This window comes from Nocardioides sp. F233, from assembly GCF_057813895.1.
In genome coordinates this window covers 54,468-71,337 of record NZ_JBVASH010000010.1, presented here as the reverse complement: position 1 = coordinate 71,337, position 16,870 = coordinate 54,468, and the positions used below count along the sequence as shown (strand labels likewise).

General features: G+C 70.8%; 12 protein-coding genes. 8 read left to right on the top strand and 4 right to left on the bottom strand.

Going from position 1 to position 16,870, the window contains the following annotated elements:
* The first annotated feature begins 1 nt into the window (after nucleotide 1).
* The 6 genes from ACZYRU_RS26120 to ACZYRU_RS26095 all read left to right on the top strand — a co-directional run bounded on the left by ACZYRU_RS26120 (nucleotide 2) and on the right by ACZYRU_RS26095 (nucleotide 6,090).
* A complete protein-coding gene (locus ACZYRU_RS26120; RefSeq protein WP_488960031.1) occupies nucleotides 2-952 on the top strand; it encodes an ABC transporter permease in 951 nt (316 codons plus the stop codon).
* Nucleotides 949-1,818 (top strand): ABC transporter permease, encoded by an 870-nt coding sequence (locus ACZYRU_RS26115; protein ID WP_488960030.1) that lies wholly within the window; start codon nucleotides 949-951, stop codon nucleotides 1,816-1,818. The genes ACZYRU_RS26120 and ACZYRU_RS26115 overlap by 4 nt, the downstream gene beginning before the upstream one ends.
* Nucleotides 1,815-2,813, top strand: a complete 999-nt coding sequence (locus tag ACZYRU_RS26110) for an ABC transporter ATP-binding protein (RefSeq protein WP_488960029.1) — start codon at nucleotides 1,815-1,817, stop codon at nucleotides 2,811-2,813. The genes ACZYRU_RS26115 and ACZYRU_RS26110 overlap by 4 nt, the downstream gene beginning before the upstream one ends.
* A complete protein-coding gene (locus tag ACZYRU_RS26105; protein WP_488960028.1) occupies nucleotides 2,806-3,633 on the top strand; it encodes an ABC transporter ATP-binding protein in 828 nt (275 codons plus the stop codon). The genes ACZYRU_RS26110 and ACZYRU_RS26105 overlap by 8 nt, the downstream gene beginning before the upstream one ends.
* Before the next feature lie 34 nt (nucleotides 3,634-3,667).
* Entirely contained in the window at nucleotides 3,668-4,411 is a 744-nt protein-coding gene (locus ACZYRU_RS26100; protein ID WP_488960027.1) for a 4'-phosphopantetheinyl transferase family protein, read from the top strand.
* Between the two features lie 245 nt (nucleotides 4,412-4,656).
* Nucleotides 4,657-6,090, top strand: coding sequence for a hypothetical protein (locus ACZYRU_RS26095; protein WP_488960026.1), 1,434 nt, complete (start codon nucleotides 4,657-4,659; stop codon nucleotides 6,088-6,090).
* 60 nt (nucleotides 6,091-6,150) lie between these two features.
* On the opposite strand, the gene ACZYRU_RS26090 is transcribed toward ACZYRU_RS26095, so the two are convergent.
* On the bottom strand, nucleotides 6,151-6,612 hold the full coding sequence (locus ACZYRU_RS26090; RefSeq protein WP_488960025.1) for a P-loop nucleotide/nucleoside kinase family protein: 462 nt from the start codon (nucleotides 6,610-6,612) through the stop codon (nucleotides 6,151-6,153).
* A gap of 453 nt (nucleotides 6,613-7,065) precedes the next feature.
* Between ACZYRU_RS26090 and ACZYRU_RS26085 the strand changes: the two genes are divergently transcribed.
* Entirely contained in the window at nucleotides 7,066-11,439 is a 4,374-nt protein-coding gene (locus ACZYRU_RS26085) for a hypothetical protein (RefSeq protein ID WP_488960024.1), read from the top strand.
* A gap of 414 nt (nucleotides 11,440-11,853) precedes the next feature.
* Nucleotides 11,854-13,809, top strand: a complete 1,956-nt coding sequence (locus ACZYRU_RS26080) for an LPXTG cell wall anchor domain-containing protein (RefSeq protein WP_488960023.1) — start codon at nucleotides 11,854-11,856, stop codon at nucleotides 13,807-13,809.
* A gap of 93 nt (nucleotides 13,810-13,902) precedes the next feature.
* On the opposite strand, the gene ACZYRU_RS26075 is transcribed toward ACZYRU_RS26080, so the two are convergent.
* The 3 genes from ACZYRU_RS26075 to ACZYRU_RS26065 form a co-directional block, all read right to left on the bottom strand.
* On the bottom strand, nucleotides 13,903-14,952 hold the full coding sequence (locus tag ACZYRU_RS26075; protein ID WP_488960022.1) for a zinc-binding dehydrogenase: 1,050 nt from the start codon (nucleotides 14,950-14,952) through the stop codon (nucleotides 13,903-13,905).
* Nucleotides 14,953-15,006: 54 nt separating this feature from the next.
* A complete protein-coding gene (locus ACZYRU_RS26070; protein ID WP_488960021.1) occupies nucleotides 15,007-15,597 on the bottom strand; it encodes a TetR/AcrR family transcriptional regulator in 591 nt (196 codons plus the stop codon).
* 68 nt (nucleotides 15,598-15,665) lie between these two features.
* Nucleotides 15,666-16,733, bottom strand: a complete 1,068-nt coding sequence (locus ACZYRU_RS26065) for a ParB-like protein (RefSeq protein ID WP_488960020.1) — start codon at nucleotides 16,731-16,733, stop codon at nucleotides 15,666-15,668.
* Nucleotides 16,734-16,870: the final 137 nt, after the last annotated feature.

Here is a 16,870-nt window from a genome sequence, read left to right as displayed (position 1 = left end):
CATGCGGATCGGATACCTGCTGCGCCGGGTCGCGATGCTGGCGGTGACGCTCCTCGTCGCCAGCTTCGCGATCTTCGCGGCGACCTACGTCGCACCGGGCAACCCGCTCGCTGCGCTCTCCGGCGGCAAGACGCTGTCGCCGGAGGCGCAGGCGGTGCTCGAGAAGCGCTACCACCTCGACGAGGGCTTCGGTGCGCAGTACTGGCACTGGCTCACCGGCGCCCTGCGCGGCGACCTGGGCGTGTCGATCCCGCTGCACGAGGACGTCTCGTCGCTCATCGCCGACCGGGCCTGGATCACGCTGAGTCTGGTGCTGTACGCCGCCGTGATCATCGTGATCCTCGGCATCGGCCTGGGCCTGCTCGCCGGTCTCCGGCCGGGCTGGATCGACTCGTCGGTCCTGGTCATCTCCTCGATGGCAGCAGCCGTCCCGGCCTTCGTCGCGGCGATCGTGCTGATCGCGGTGTTCGCGGTCTCCCTCGGCTGGTTCCCGACGATCGGCACGGGTGACGGCTTCCTCGGCCACCTCGAGCACCTGACGCTGCCGGCGATCGCACTCGCGCTGTCGTCGGTGGCGGTCGTGGCGCGGGTGACCCGGACCGCGATCCGCGAGGAGGTGGCGCGCGAGCACGTGCAGACCGCGATCAGTCGCGGCATCCCGCAACACCTCGTCGTCACCCGGCACGTACTGCGCAACGCAGCCATCCCGATCACCACCGTGACCGGCGTGACCATCGCGAGCCTGATCGCGATCTCGTCGGTGGTCGAGACGTCCTTCGGTCTCAACGGCCTGGGCCAGTACCTCGTGAAGTCGGCGCAGGGCAAGGACATCGCCGTCGTGCAGGGCATCTCGCTCGTGCTCGTGGTCGCCTTCGTCCTGGTCAACCTCGTGGTCGACACGATGTACGCCGTGCTCGACCCGCGGGTCAAGCTCGGCGCGAGGGCTGCATGAGTGCCGTCGCCGCCCCCGTCGCGGGGACGAAGCCGGTCCGCAAGCGCCGTCGTACCAGACTCGGGGTGACGGGCTGGGTGTCGGCCGCGGTGGTCGGGCTCGCCACGCTGATCGCCGTCGTCGGTCCGCTGGTCGCGCCGCACGACCCCAACCAGGCCGACCTGGTCCAGGCCTGGATCGGTCCGGGCGGCGACCACCTGCTCGGCCTCGACGTCCAGGGCCGCGACGTGCTGTCCCGGATCCTTGCCGGCGCCCGGTCCTCGATGCTCGGCCCGCTGCTCATCGTCGTGCTCTGCATGACGGTCGGATCGCTGCTCGGCCTGGTCTCCGCCTGGCGCGGCGGCATGGTCGACACCACCGTGTCGGCCGGTCTCGACATCCTGTTCGCGTTCCCGGGCGTGCTGCTCGCTGCGCTGACCGCCGCGGTGTTCGGGGCGGGCCTGTGGGCCGCCGTGCTCGCGATGGCCGTCGCGTACACGCCCTTCGTGGCGCGGCTCCTGCGCAGCGCGATGCTCAAGGAGCGCAGCCAGCCGTACATCACTGCCCTCGAGGTGCAGGGTCTCGGCTCTGCAGCGATCTGCCTGCGCCACGTGCTGCCCAATGTGTTCCCGTTCATCGTCGCCCAGGCGTCGATCCTGTTCGGGTACGCCGTCCTCGACCTCGCGGTGATCTCGTACCTCGGCATCGGGGTGCAGCCGCCCAACCCGGACTGGGGCGTGATGATCTCGGAGAACCAGTCGGGCATCCTGCTCGGCTACCCGCTGCCCGCCCTGTGCGCCGGCGCCTGCATCGTCGCGGTCGTCGTGGCCATGAACCTGCTCGGTGAGCGGCTCCTCGAGCGGGCCGGGAAGGACGGTGGCCGATGAACGCCCCGTTGCTGGAGGTCGACGGCCTCGGCCTCGACCTGGTCGTCGCCGGGGAGCACCGCTCGGTGCTGCGCGACGTCTCCTTCACCGTCGCCCAGGGTGAGGCGGTCGGCCTGGTCGGCGAGTCCGGCTCGGGCAAGTCGATGACGGTGCGGGCGATCGACCGGCTGCTGCCCGCCGGCGCCCGCCAGCGCGGCTCCGTCCGGTTCGACGGCAAGGACGTCGCGTCGCTCTCCGGTGCAGCGCTGCGGGCCTACCGGGCCGAGGTCGCCGTCGTCTTCCAGGACCCGCGGGTGCACATCAACCCGGTCCGCCGGGTCGGCGACTTCATGACCGAGGTGCTGCGCACGAACCGCTCGGTGAAGAAGAAGGACGCGGCCGCACGCGCGATCGCGATGCTCGCGAAGGTCGGCATCCCCGACGGTGAGCGACGTCTCGACCAGTACCCGCACGAGCTCTCCGGCGGCCTGCTGCAGCGCGTGATGATCGCCAGCACGCTGCTCACCGAGCCGCGGCTGCTGCTCGCCGACGAGCCGACCACGGCGCTCGACGTGACCACGCAGGCCGAGATCATGGGCCTGCTCGACGAGCTGCGCCGCGACCTCGGGCTGTCGATCCTGTTCATCACCCACGACCTCGACCTGGCCGCCGCGGTGTGCGACCGGACCGCGGTCATGTACGCCGGCGAGATCGTCGAGGTGCGCGAGTCGCGCCTGCTGCACGACGACCCGCTGCACCCCTACACCGCCGCGCTCGGCGCCGCCCGGCCGCTGCTCGACCGGACCGCCCGCCTGGTCGCGATCCCCGGTCGACCGCTCTCGGCACTCGAGGCGCCGGCCGACGCCTGCGCGTTCGCCGGTCGCTGCCCGTACGTCGAGCAGGCCTGCATGTCCGCCGCCCCGGCGCTCGTGCCCGCCGACGGCGGTGCCGCGCGGTGCGTCCGGGTCGAGGCGCTGCGCGGAACCCTGAGTACCGGAGGAGTCCACCATGCCTGAGCTGAACGAGACCGAGCCCGTGCTCGAGGTCCTCGGCCTCCGCAAGACCTTCGGTGACGTCGTCGCGGTGGAGGAGGTGTCGTTCGCCGTACGCCGGGGCGGGTCGCTCGGCATCGTCGGCGAGTCCGGCTCCGGCAAGACGACCGTCGCCAAGATGATCACCGGCCAGGAGCGGCCCACTGCCGGCACCATCCGCGCCTGCGGCCGGGACCGGTCGATCCCGGCCCGCGGGGGAGCGGAGCGGCGGCTGCGGGGCCGCGAGGTGCAGATCGTCTTCCAGGACCCGTACTCCAGCCTCGACCCGCGCCAGCCCGTCGATCGCGCGATCGACGAGGTGCTGCGCTTGCACCGGCCCGACTGGTCGGCGACCCAGCGCGCCGAGCGCGTGGCCGAGCTGGTCGGCATGGTCGGGCTCGACGAGCGGCAGGGGCGCGCGCTGCCCCGGGCCCTCTCGGGTGGGCAGCGCCAGCGGGTGGCCATCGCACGAGCGCTGGCGGCCGAGCCGGAGGTGCTGATCCTGGACGAGTCCGTGGCTGCACTGGACGTGTCGATCCAGGCGCAGGTGCTCAACCTGCTCATCGACCTGCGCGATCGGCTCGGGATCACCTACGTGCTGATCAGCCACGACCTCGCCGTGGTCCGGCAGCTGACCGAGACCGTCGTCGTGATGCACCACGGCGCCGTGGTCGAGCGCGGTCGCACCGAGGACGTCCTCGACGCACCGCAGCACGACTACACCCGCCGGCTGCGCGCCAGCGTTCCGACGCCGGGCTGGGACCTGGCCGCCGTACGACGGACGCTGCACGCGACCGCGCCGTGAGCGCGCTCACACCCTCTTGTTAGCCTCGGGATTGATGACGCGCGACGTGGCGAAGGCCGTACCGGACCAGCGGACCGAGCCGGTGATCCCGGACGTCCTCGAATCCCTCCTCAACACCCCGGTGACCCGGGGTGCGGAAGGCGTCGCCGTCTGGCGGGTCCCGACCGAGACCCTGGGCGACGAGGAGCTCCACGTCGCCCGCGACTGGCTCGACGAGGGGGAGCGGCGCCAGGCGTCGTCGTACGTCCGCGCCGAGCTGCGCCGCGCCTACGAGATCGCGCACGCTGCGGCCCGCCTGGTGGTCGGCGCCGTGTCCGACACCCCGCCGGAGAAGGTGGTCTGGGGCCGGCACGCCTGCCCGGGCTGCGGTGAGCCGCACGGCCGGCCGCGGGCCGAGGGCTCGGGGATCGAGTTCTCGCTGAGCCACACCCCCGGCCAGATCCTCGTCGCCGTGGCCGACGTCGCCGTCGGCGTCGACGTCGAGCGCCACCCCGACGACCCGGTGGCGCTGGCCAGGCTGCTGCACCCGCGCGAGCTCGAGGAGATCGAGGCCGCCGCCCACGGCACCCTCGACGGCGGCCGCGCCACCGTGCGCTTCACCCGCGCGTGGGCCCGCACCGAGGCCTACCTCAAGGGGATCGGCATCGGCCTGGGCCGCGACCCCCACCTCGACTACCTCGGCACCGACGGCGCTCCCAGCCGCAGCCTCGGCGCCTGGCGCATCCGCGACGTGGTCGTGCCCGAGGGCTACGGCGCCGCGGTCGCCGTGTTGGCCTGAGGGCCCTGCTGGTGAGCTGTCCGTGGGCTGCCGTCGCGTAGCCGGCACAGTCGTGAAAGGCGCAGCGACGAGGAAGGCCGCGTAGGTGGCTGGGTTCGGCGGTCGGCCCGCCTCCCCGGAGGTCGAGGAGGTCGCGCAGCGACCGTCACGAGACCACCGCAACAACCTCGAAAGCCCGCTAGAAACAAGGCGAAAGTCCTCGCACACCACTGGCCGTTCGAACATGTGTGCGATAGAATCGACCCATGATCTCGGACCTCTCGGAAGCCACGCCGGAGCAGTTGCTCCACGCGGCCGAAGACCGCGTCCGCATGGCCCGCCAGGTCGAGGTCGACAAGCTCGAGCTCCTGCTCGCCTGGGCCGACCTGCACTCGGGTGACCCGCAGGCCGAGCCCGGTGCCGTGCCGGTGAGGTTCGGTGGTCCGCGGCTGATCACCCTCGGTGGAGACGGGACTCCCGAGGTGGTCGACCTCGCGCTGGTCGAGATCGCGATCGCCCGCCACGAGTCGGTCATGACGACCCGCAGCGCACTGGCCGACGCGTTCGACCTGCGCCACCGGCTCCCGCAGGTCTGGGCCGGTGCGAAGTCCGGTCGGTGCGACGTCTGGGTGGTGCGGAAGGTCGCCCGGATGTCCCGCAGGCTCGACCGCCACCAGGTCCGGATCGTCGACACCGCGGTCGCCGCGGCACTGGACGAGGCGCCCGCGCGGATCCTGACGATCGCCGAGGCCAAGGTGATCGAGGCCGACACTGCTGCCCACCAGGAGCGGATCGACAGCAACCGGGACACGAAGGGCGTCTGGTACCCCCAGCCCCGACCCGGCTCGCAGGTCGACGACACCGACAACACCGCCGGCATCGGCGTCGTGTTCGCGCGGATCGACGAAGCAGACGCGCTCGAGCACGCCCGGATGGTCGAGCACCTCGCCACCGCCCTCGCCGACCAGGCAGCACCGCCCGCCGACGGCGCAGAACCGCTCGGGATGGACCACTGGCGCGCCGAAGCCTTCGCGATGCTCGCCGACCCCGCCGCCGTCCTCGCGTTCTACCGCGCGATCGACGAAGACCCGGACGACTCGGAGGTCGAGGAGGTTGCGCAGCAACCGTCACGAGACCCCCGCAGCCACACCGCGGACCTGATCATCCACCTTTCCATGGACGCCGACGGCACCCTCGGCCCGCTCGCCCGCGTCGAGAACCTTGGTCCCCGGCTGCTCGACCAGGTCCGCGACCTCCTTCGCCGCCACGCCAACGTCACGGTCACCCCGGTGATCGACCTCCACGCCGGCAGGTCCGTCAACGGCTACGAGCACCCCACCGACGTGAAACGCCGCACCGAGCTCAGGACGATCGGGGACGTCTTCCCCCATGCCACCGGCCTCTTCGCCAAGCGGGGTCGGGCACCGGACCACGATCACACCACGCCGTACGACCGGCACGGCCCACCCGGCCAGACCGGCGACCACAACGACACCCCACTGGCCAGGCACCACCACCGGGCCAAGACCCACGTGCCCGGCTACACCGTCCTGCAGCTCGGACCCGACCGCTGGGTCTGGGGCACACCGCACGGCCTCTACCGCCTGGTGACCACCACCGGCACCACCACGGTCAGCCGGGCGGAGTTCCACCTGCACGCACAGCAGGCGATCGTCCTCGCCGGCGACTTCGCTGCCTGACTCCTCCCGCAATGCGCGAGCACTGCGTGGCCTGAGAGCGGCGTCGACGGGGCGACCTGGCTACTGAACGATGGTGAGCGGGCCTTCGTCCGGCGTCGGTGCCTCGAAGTGGTCGAAGTACTGGGCGACGAGGTCTTCGCTGAGCACGAAGTCATCGGAATGGCTGCCGCGCCTGGCTCCCATGCGGGTGAGGACCGTTTCGCGGTCGGTCGCAAGGTAGATCGTCTCGGGAAGGACGCCCGTCGGCCCGAGCAACGTGCGGTATTCGTCGCGTATGCGTCGCGACCAGAACGAGAAGTCGAGGACCACGTCGGTGCCCGCCGCGACAAGCTCCAGCAGCCGAGCCTGCAGGGCCGTCTCGATGTCGTTGCGTACGTCTGCGGGCAGGGGCACCGTCGCGATCCCGCGACGCCACATCTCCACGTCGAACGACAGGCGAACCATCCCCTCGCTCTCCAGGCGCTGGGCGTACGTCGTCTTCCCGGCACCCGAGGGTCCGCACATGAAGATCACACGACTCACGGACGGGACCCTACGTCGAGCTTCGGGGGGCGGCGCGACCAGAGCGCCCGCCGGGAGGCAGGTCCCGTCCCGCAAGTCCGACGTACTGGTCTAGACCTGTCCGGAGGATTTCAGGGCACCGCCGGCCCGCAGAGTTAAATCTCCGGCCGACCGGCCGCCGCGGCGAGACCTTGCCGCCGGCGCGGCGTTGATCGAGCATCGGCCGCCCGTGCTGCTCGGGACGCAGAGCTGACCGGTGAGGGTGCGCGGGCATCGGTTCCACGGTGGGGCGTGGACGGGGAATGAGCGCGTCCCTCGTGTCCGATCCACCCGTTCCGTCTTGCGGTCGCGGTCCCCGGTTGCTGCGGCCGTCGGGGAGTCCTGTCCATGTCTCGTTCCTCGCGCCGATCCCGGCGCACACTCACTGCCCTGGTCGCCACCGTCACCGTGGGCGCCTCTCTCTCCGTCCTCTCCGTGGGGGCACCAGCCCATGCCGACGGCAACATCGGTGGCGTGCCGTACGACGTCATGGTCGCCGACGGAAGCGGCAGCAAGCAGGTGACCACCGCCGAGGGCGCGGACGTCCGCTACGTCGGCGACTCCAGCGCCTACCAGGCGCTCGGCTCCTCCGGCACGGGCGTGTTCGAGCCGTTCGTGCGCCTCGGGCAGGACGGCACCGAGGCCGGCTACAACACGAGCGGCGCCAAGGAGTACGACACCAAGGCGGGCAGCTGGACGCACGCGATCAAGATCAGCGAGATCCCGGTGGTCCAGGTGGGCGGCCAGCGGTACTGGGAGCTGTGGGCCGACATCAACGAGACCAACAGCACCTCGAGGATCGACCTGACCGACCTGGAGATCTACTTCGCAGCCAACCCGAACATCACCGGCTACCCGTTCAACACGACGCCCGCCAACGTGGCGACCAAGGTCTACGACTTCTCCGGCGACATCCAGATCAACGACGTCAACAGCGGCTCCGGCCGCGCCGACCTGCGTTACCTGGTGCCCACGGGCAACGTCACCATCCCGGCGAACTGCAACTACGGGAACCCCGCCTGCGCGACCCAGTTCGTGCTCTACAGCAAGTGGGGCAACGCCGACCCGACCTTCGCCTCCGACGGTGGCTTCGAGGAGTGGGACACCAAGGTCTACCCCTTCGTGAGCGTCACGAAGACCGCGACGACGTCGTACACGCGCACCTTCGGCTGGGACATCACCAAGTCGGCCGACCCGACCAGCCTGGACCTGAACGACGGCGAGTCCGGCGGCACCGACTGGACCGTCGGGGTCACCAAGGACGAGGGCACCGACAGCGACTGGAAGGTCGCGGGCACGATCTCGGTCGAGAACACCTCCAACCTCACGGCCGTGGTCACCGGCGTGACCGACACGCTCTCGGCCAGCGGCGCCGTGACCCCCGACTGCGGGGCCGTCACCTTCCCGAAGACGCTGGCTCCCAACGAGTCCTTCGACTGCACCTACAGCACGGCGCTGACCAGTGGCGCGGACCAGACGAACACGGCGACCGCCACGATCTCCAGCGGCGTGGCCGCCCTCGGTGACGTCGCGTACGACGGCATGGCCCCGGTGCACTTCGGCGCCCCGACCACGCTCGTCAACGACACGATCCACGTCACCGACACCAACGGCGAGGCCTGGACCACGGACAGCTCGGACTCGTGGACCTACCCCGAGTCCTTCACCTGCGGCGCGGATGCCGGAGAGCACAAGAACACCGCGACGATCACCGAGACCGGCCAGTCGGCCGACGCCACCGTCGTCGTCACCTGTCACCACACGCCCTCGGGCGTCAAGACGGCCACCCCGACCCACGTCGAGAAGGTCACCTGGGACATCAGCAAGGTGATCGACGACGGCACCCCGGGCGGCACGCACAGCGTCGACGAGGACATCACGGAGCCCGACACCGAGACCTACCACGTCGTCGCCACCAAGACGGTCTCCGAGGAGGCCTTCGGGCTGACCGGCTCGCTGACCGTGTCGAACCCGAACCCCGGCGCGGTCGACGTCACGCTCGCCGACACGGGGCTGACCCCGGCCGTGGCCGGCAGCAACTGCACGCTCGACGACACCACCGTGACCGTGCCGGGCGGCACGCAGGTCCAGCCGGGCACGATCGCGGTCGGATACACCTGCGCGTTCCCGACCGCCCAGCCGGTGGTCGGTACGACGTACCAGAACCACGCGACGATCACCGACCCCCACCTCCAGCAGCCGATCGACGTCACCTCCGGTGACATCGTGTTCCCCGCGGCGAGCCTGCTCCCGGGCAGTGACCCGCAGACCGTGACCGTCACCGACGACAACGCGCCCGACGGTGCGGGCTTCCCGGCGACGATCTCGGACACGACGACGTTCCCGGCCTACCAGGTCGAGTACCCCGTGCCGAACGGCTGCGTCGACCACCCGAACACCGCGGCGATCACCGCTGCCGGCGTCGACGACTCCACCAACGTGCACCTGTGCGGCCCGGCCATCGCTCCCACCGGAGCCAAGACCGTCGAGCCGAGCCACTCCGAGACGGTCACCTGGACCGTCGTGAAGACGGTCGACGACGCGGCCGATCCCGAGGACGACCCGACTCACGACCTGGACCTCGGCACGGTCACCGACGCGCAGACCGTCGACTACCACGTCACCGCGACCAAGGAGATCTCGAACGAGACCTTCGGGTTGACCGGCACGGTGACGCTGACCAACACCAACCCCTACGACCTGTCGATCTCGGACCTGACGGACGAGGGCCTCGGCATCGCGGGCAGCTCCTGCGCGCTCGACCCGCACGCGGACACGATCCCGAAGGCGGCCGGGCAGACCCCCGGTACGCTGTCGGTCGGCTACAGCTGCACCTTCGGCGGCGACCAGCCGGTCGTCGGTCAGCAGTACACGAACACCGTGACGTTCTCGTACGCCGACCCGAACTTCGACACCGACCCGGTGTCGGTGACCGCGCCGGTCGAGTTCGATGAGGCCACCCTGCAGGACGGCAGCGACCCGAAGACGATCACCATCGTCGACGCCAACGCCCCGGACTCCGCTGACTTCCCGAAGACGATCAGCACGACGACCACGTTCGACTACAGCGACACCTACCAGGTGCCGAACCCGTGCGCGGACCACGCGAACACGGCCGAGCTGGTCGCCCACCACGGCACCGAGGGTGAGTACGCGCTGACCCACGAGGGCGCCACGGACTCGACCAACGTGCACCTCTGCGGCCCTGCGGACGCGCCGGGTGCCACCAAGACGGCCGAGCCCACCCACTCCGAGCTCGTGACGTGGACCATCGACAAGACCGTCGAGCAGAACGGCGGCGAGCAGGTCCACGACCTCGACCTCGGCACGGTCGACGGTGCGCAGACGGTCAGCTACCACATCACCGCGACCAAGGAGATCTCGAACGAGACCTTCGGCCTGACCGGCACGGTGACGCTGACCAACACCAACCCGTACCCGGTCGACGTCTCCGAGCTGACCGACACGGGCCTCACCCCGGCCGTCGCCGGCAGCCAGTGCACGCTGGACACCGACGAGGGCACGATCCCGAAGGCCGTGGGGGAGACCGCCGGGACGTTGTCGGTCGGATACGCCTGCACCTTCGCCGACGCGAAGCCGGACCTCGGGACGACGTACACCAACCACGTGACGTTCGACTACGCCGACCCCAACCTGGTGCAGACCCCGACCATCGAGGTCGTCAAGGGCGGCATCGAGTTCCCGGAGGCCAGCCTCCAGGAGGGCAGCGACCAGCAGACGGTGACCGTGGGCGACCCCAAGGCCCCCGAGGCCGCGGGCTTCCCGAAGGAGATCTCCGAGACGACGGTCTTCCCGTCCTTCCCGATGACGTACGCCGACCACGGCACCGTCACCGAGGACAACACTGCCCTGTTCACCGAGGGGGCGACCGGTTCGTCGACCGCCACGGTGACCTACACCATCCCGGAGAAGGCGCCGATCGAGGTCCCGAAGGTCACCTGCACCACCGGTCAGTCGGCGAGCGTGTCGCTGCCGGTCTCGACCGACGGCTCCACCGGGGCGAAGACCGTGCAGCACGTGGTCGAGCTCAGTGGCCTCCCGGCGGGCACCACGACCACGGTGACGGCGGTGCTCTACGGCCCGTCGGCCACGGCGGCGGTGCGTGGCGACCGGGTGGTGGCGACGCAGACCTTCCAGGCCGGGAACGGCCAGACCTCGACCAGCCCGGTGAGCGTCGCCGAGCCGGGCTACTACACCTGGGTGGTCTCGTTCCGTGACACCTCGGACGCCGTACCGACGGACAAGGTGTGCGGCACCGTGCAGGCGTTCCTGGTGCACCGCGCCGACTACGCCCCCCTGGCCATCGGGACCGGCTTCTCCGGCCCCGTGCCCGGGGGGACCGACCGGGCCGCGGTGACCACGCTGCGGATCAAGGCGCTCGGCATCAGGGCCCGGGTCGCCACGGCGACCGAGAAGGGTGGCCGGATGCAGGTGCCGGCGCCGGGTCTGGTGGGCTGGCTCAACCGGTCGGCAGCGGTCGGTGACCTGATCGGCACGACCGTCATCGCCGGTCACGTCTCCGACCGGCACGACAAGCCGGGCGCGTTGTACAGGCTGCAGAAGGCGCACAAGGGGCAGATCGTCAAGATCAAGGGCCCGCACGGGGTCATGAAGTTCAAGATCGTCTCCGTGAAGGCCTACGCCCGCAGCAAGCCGCTGCCCAGCGGCATCTTCACCACGAAGGGCGAGCACCGCCTGGCGTTGGTGACCTGCACCGCCAAGGTGGTCGCGGGCGGACGGTTCCACTACACGAAGAACCTCGTGGTGATCGCCCGACCGGTCGGCTGACCCCGCCCTCAGCGTCCGGGTCTCGTCCCCTTCAGGGACGGGACCCGGACGTCAGCCGCAGGATCCTGTGGCGCCGATCACTCGGGAAGGTTAAATCTCTCCCGCGCGGGGCGGTTTTACCCGGAATTCCCGCGAGCGGGACTTTCGTCCTGCATAGGGTGCTGGTCTGGGTTCCGGTTGCCCCTTCCTTCTCGGGAGGCGCGGACGACCGGAGCGACGAGGGCCGGACCTGGGTTTCGCGGTGGGGCGTGGACATCGGGTCTCCGGCCGCTGCCGTGCGTCCTCGGACCGCCCATGTCCTCACCTTTGCAATGGTCGCGACGACCCCCCTCGTTGCGACGCAATGGGGGTAACCCGCAGATGACCAGTTCCTTGCGCCCGTTCCGGCGCAGTGGCGAACCGTCGAAGGCCCAGGTGGCCCGTCGGCGACGCCACAAGATCGCACTCCTGCTGCCGGCGGTCGTGGTGGTGAGCACTGTCCTCAGTGGTCCCGCCTACGCCGACGACGTCGATGACCCGGCGCCCGCGTCGGCCGACACGTCGCAGTCCACGCCGACGCCCGACCCGGCGCCGAGCGCCGACCCGAAGCCCGAGCCCGCTCCGGACCCGAAGCCGGACCCGAAGCCGGACCCGGCGCCGAGCAACGACCCGGCGCCCGCTGACCAGCCGTCGGCCTCCGACGCGGGCAAGGGCGACCCGGGCAAGAAGGACGAGGGCACGAAGCTCGCCGACCAGGCCCCGCAGGGCGACGAGGCCGCGCCCGCGCCGGCGCCGGCCGCGGTGAGCCCGTCCGCAGGCACCGTCTTCTCCGCTGCTGCCCAAGCCGACGCGAACAAGGCCGCCGTGCCTGCCGCCGCCAACGAGAAGAAGGTCGTGGTGTGCAAGTACGTCAGCACGCCCGGCGGCTACTCGCACCACGTGATCGTTCCGTCGGTGAACTCCCTCAAGGACTGGGACCCGTCGATGGGCTTCCCGTCCTTCGCGTTCGCCGACGCCCAGAACTCGATCGCGATCCGGTACCTCGATGACGACGAGATCCCCGGCCAGGTGCCGGACTCCGTCTGCCCGAGCCTGATCAAGCGGCCCGTCCCGCAGGCCGTCAACCCGTGCGGTCCGGACAACGCCGTGTGGGCCGACCTCGCCGGCACCGGCTTCACCGCGGTCCGTCAGCTCGACGGCAGCCTGGTCGTCACCGCCAGCCCGGGCTACTGGTTCGCCCCGCTGACCATCCCGCCGACGACGGAGTTCACGATCCCGGCGCCCGTCGACGACGACCCCGTCGACCAGGACTGCAACGGGCCCGCGGCGGTCGTCCCGCCTGACCCGCAGCCGGTCGACGAGTGCGGCACCGGCATCGTGCAGTGGGCCGACCCGCCGAACAGCCCCGACTACACCTGGGTGCGCAACGGCGACGGCAGCGTCACCTTCACCCCGGTCGCGCCGGCGGTGTTCCCCGGTGGCGTCGAGTCGATCTCCTGGCCGGTGCCCACCGCGCACCAGGAGGCGTGCCCGAAGAAGGTCGTGGTCTGCAAGTACGTCACCAAGCCGAGCGGCGTCCAGCACCACATCATCATCGTGAGCGTGAACGCCGTCGACCCGTCGGGCAGCGGCAAGACCTGGGACCAGGTCACCGACGCCGACTTCCCGTTCCCGTTCGAGGACTCCCAGGACTCGATCGCGATCGCGTTCGCCGACAAGGGTGACCAGTCGCACGACTTCACGCCGGAGGACTGCGGGACGAAGGTCGACCCGCCGGTCGTGCCGCAGCTCGACCCGTGCAACCCGACGGGTGTCACCAGCAACATCCACTTCGGTGCCATCCCCGACGGTGCGTGGACCGCGGACACCTCGGTGGCCGGCAAGATCACCTTCACCGCGACCGGCACCAACTACTTCAGCACCACCGGTGAGGGCGAGGACAAGGTCTTCGTGAAGACGTACGTCGTCAACCTCGGCGCCGACAGTGGCGAGAAGTGCCTGATCGCCCCGGCGATCGCGCCGAACGACCCGTGCAACCCGGCCGGCGTCACCAGCAACGCGACCTGGGTCCTCCCGGCCGAGACCGCGGACTACTCGGTCTCCGTGGTCAACGGCGTGATCAAGCTGATCGGCAAGCTCGGCAAGGTCTTCGAGAGCGGCGACTCGACCTACACCTACAACCTGGCGGCCACCCCGGTCGACGCGGGTGTGGTGTGTCAGGTCGGCGGTGTCGAGGAGACCAGCAACCCGCCGAAGGACGCGGTCGACGGTGAGCAGGCTGCGACCGGCCTCCCGAACACGGGTGGTCCCGCAGGCTGGCTGATGCCGCTGGGCGTGGGCCTGGTGCTGGCCGGTGCCGGCCTGGTGCTGGCTCGACGCAAGACGGTCTGAGTCCTGAGGGACTGATCGCCTGAACGCACGGAGCCCGTGCCGAGGATTCCTCGGCACGGGCTCCGTGCATTTCCTGGCCGGCTCGACCCGGTCTCACTGAGGGACGTGGACGACGACGCGGCCCATGGTCTGCCGGTTCTCCTGGCGCTCCATGGCGGCGGGCAGGTCGTCGAAGGAGATCTCCTCGGTGACGACCGTGCGGATCGCGCCGGAGCGCAACATCGTCAGCAGCTTCGCATGGGCGTGCTGGCCCTCCGAGCGCGCGGGCCAGTTGAAGCCGAGGGTCTGGCGCAGGCCGAGCGGGTCGTTCACGTAGACCAGGCAGACGCCGTACAGCGAGAAGTTGCCGTAGACCGCGGGCGCCGTGGTGACGGGGGCGCCGTCGTTGGCGATGTCCTGGCTGTAGCCGACGAGCAGGTGGCGGCCGTGGATGCCCATGCAGCGGAAGGTCTCGGTCGTGACGGTGCCGCCGACGGTGTCGTAGGCGACGTCGACGCCGTGGCCGAAGGTGGCCTCGTTGACCTTGTCGGCGAACCCGCCGTCGAGGTAGTCGATCACGACGTCCGCGCCCAGGCTGCGGGCGAACTCGACCTTCTCCGGCCCGCCGGCCGTCGCGATCACGGTGGCGCCGAGCGCCTTCCCGAGCTGGACGGCGGCCGAGCCGTTGCCGCCCGCGGCGGCGTGGACCAGCAGGGTCTCGCCCGGCTGGATCCGGGCGCGGTCCACGAGCGCGAACCAGCCCAGGTGGTAGGGGTAGTGCACTGCGGCGGCCTCGGCGTCCGAGAGCCACGCCGGCAGCACCTGGGTGGTGGCGGCGTCGAGGATCGCGTACTGCGCGAAGCCGCCGTGCGCCAGCACGGGGATGCCCATCACCCGCTGGCCGACGAGGTGCTCGGCGCCGAGCCCGGCACTCTCCACGACGCCGACCGACTCCATGCCCGGCGTGAACGGCGGCGTGAGCGACAGGATCGCGTAGCGGCCGCGGACCACGTCGGTGTCGTTGAAGTTCACGCAGAAGGCGGCGACCTTGACCCGGACCTCGCCGGGGCCGGGCTCGCGGACCTCGACACTCTGGCGCTGCAGCACCTTGGTCGGGTCGCCCAGGTCGGTCGCGACCCAGGAATCGGCGGTGAGGACGGTCATGCGGGCACCTCCAGTAGGTGTTCGGGGTGCCGCGAACGCTAAACGTTATTACCTCTACGAAACAAGACCCTTGAGGGCCCGATCCGTGATCCGCGCCGCACTCCTCGCCATCTGGCGGGCCGTGGGCCGGTCCCGGGTCATCGCGGTGAAGGTGAGCGCCGCGAGGAAGTGCTGGAAGGCCGCGCGTAGGTCATCACCCGGCACCTCGCCGTCCAGGCCGGCGCCCTCGACGATCGCCGAGAACGCCGCCAGGACGGGCTCCTCCGCCCACGCCCGCAACCGGGTGTGCTCGTCCGGGGCGTCGTAGTGGGCGAGGATCAGGCCCGGCAGGGCAGCATGCACGGGCGGGGTCAACAGCTCCTCGAGCACCACGTCGGCGAGCCGGGCGAGGTCGGCCTCGAGGTCGCCGGTGGGTGCCGGCGGCGCCCAGTCGGAGACGGCGAAGATGGCGAACTCCACCAGCTCGGCCTTGGTGCCCCAGCGCCGGTAGACCGTCGGCTGCCCGACGCCGGCGCGCAGCGCGACCTCCTTGAAGCTGACGGCCTCGTAGCCGCCGTCGGCCAGGAGCTCCAGCACCGCCGTCCGCACGGCCCCCTCGACCCGGGGATCGCGGGGCCGGCCGGGGGAGGTGGAGGTCGTGGACACGGTGGTCATTGTGCCCGTACGCCGCCCGCGGGACGCCGTGACCGCCGGACGACGGCCGGGATCGGTCCTCAGCCCAGGCCGTGGGCCGTCCGGTACGCCAGTGCGTAGGCGATCTTGCCGGGCTTGGCGTCGGCGTACGGCTTGCTGAGCTTGTCGAACTCGCCCTTGGTGGCGGCCTTGCCGGCGTTCCAGGCGTCGAGGGCGCCGAGCTGGGCGGCGGTGAACCCGCTGGAGACGACGTCGCCCTTCGGGAGCGCGGTCATCGCCTCGGTCGAGGTCCGCACCGCCGCGAGGTAGCCCGCGAGCGTGCTGCTGTCCCACGTCGTGAGGCCACCGGGCGCGTTGTCGCGGATCCAGCCGCCCCAGTAGAACTCCTGGAACGGCAGCCCGTTCTGGGTGTAGCCGATGTCGCGGCCGAAGTAGAGCAGGCTGCGGTACCGGTCGTCCTGGAAGTTCTCCAGCCCGACACCGGCCGGGAGCTGGTTGACCTTGACCGGGTTGCCGGCCGGGTCGAGCAGGTACACCCACTTGTGGGACGTCATCTCGCCCCAGAACGCCTGGCGGGTCAGCGAGCTGTAGTTCGCCAGCACCCGCAGCCGCACGTGCAGGTTCGGTCCGCCGTCGGGCGTCTCGATGAACGATGTCAGCGTGTGGTGGCCGTCGGTGAGGAAGGGCTCGCCGCCGGGGCCGATCACGACGGTCTTCATCGCCGCGATGCTGGCTGCGGTCTCCCTGCCCCGCGGCAGCACGCAGGTGAACGACGACGGGTCGTCGAGGCGCGCGTCGGGTTGCGCGGTCGCGACGTCCGAGCGGCCGTCGGCCTCGCACCAGTCGGCGAACTTCTTGTTGATCGCATCCTTGCCCAACGTGTAGCGGCCGAGCTTGTAGTACACCTCGTCGAAGCCGAGGGACGGCTGCGTCGCGTGCACGTCCCCGATCCGTACGTCGAGCAGGTCTCCGCTCCGGGCGCACAGGTACCCGGCGTACGGCGTGCTGCGGTTGTCGTGGCCGCACAGCTCCGGGCGCTGCCCGGGAGCGTTGGGCGCGCTGACGGCGCTCGGCGCGGTCAGCGCTCCGAGGGCGGCGAGTCCGGCGAGCAGTCCGGCGACGCGGCGTGCGTGGCGAAGGTGAGCCATCGGTGGGGTCCCCCAAGGTCGTGGTGGCAGAACACCCGAGAACTACCGGCACCCTCGGTGCACCAGGCGGCGTCGCCGTCACCGCGGGGGAAACGACGGGAGAACGATGGATGACGGCGGATGCAGGATGATCGGCC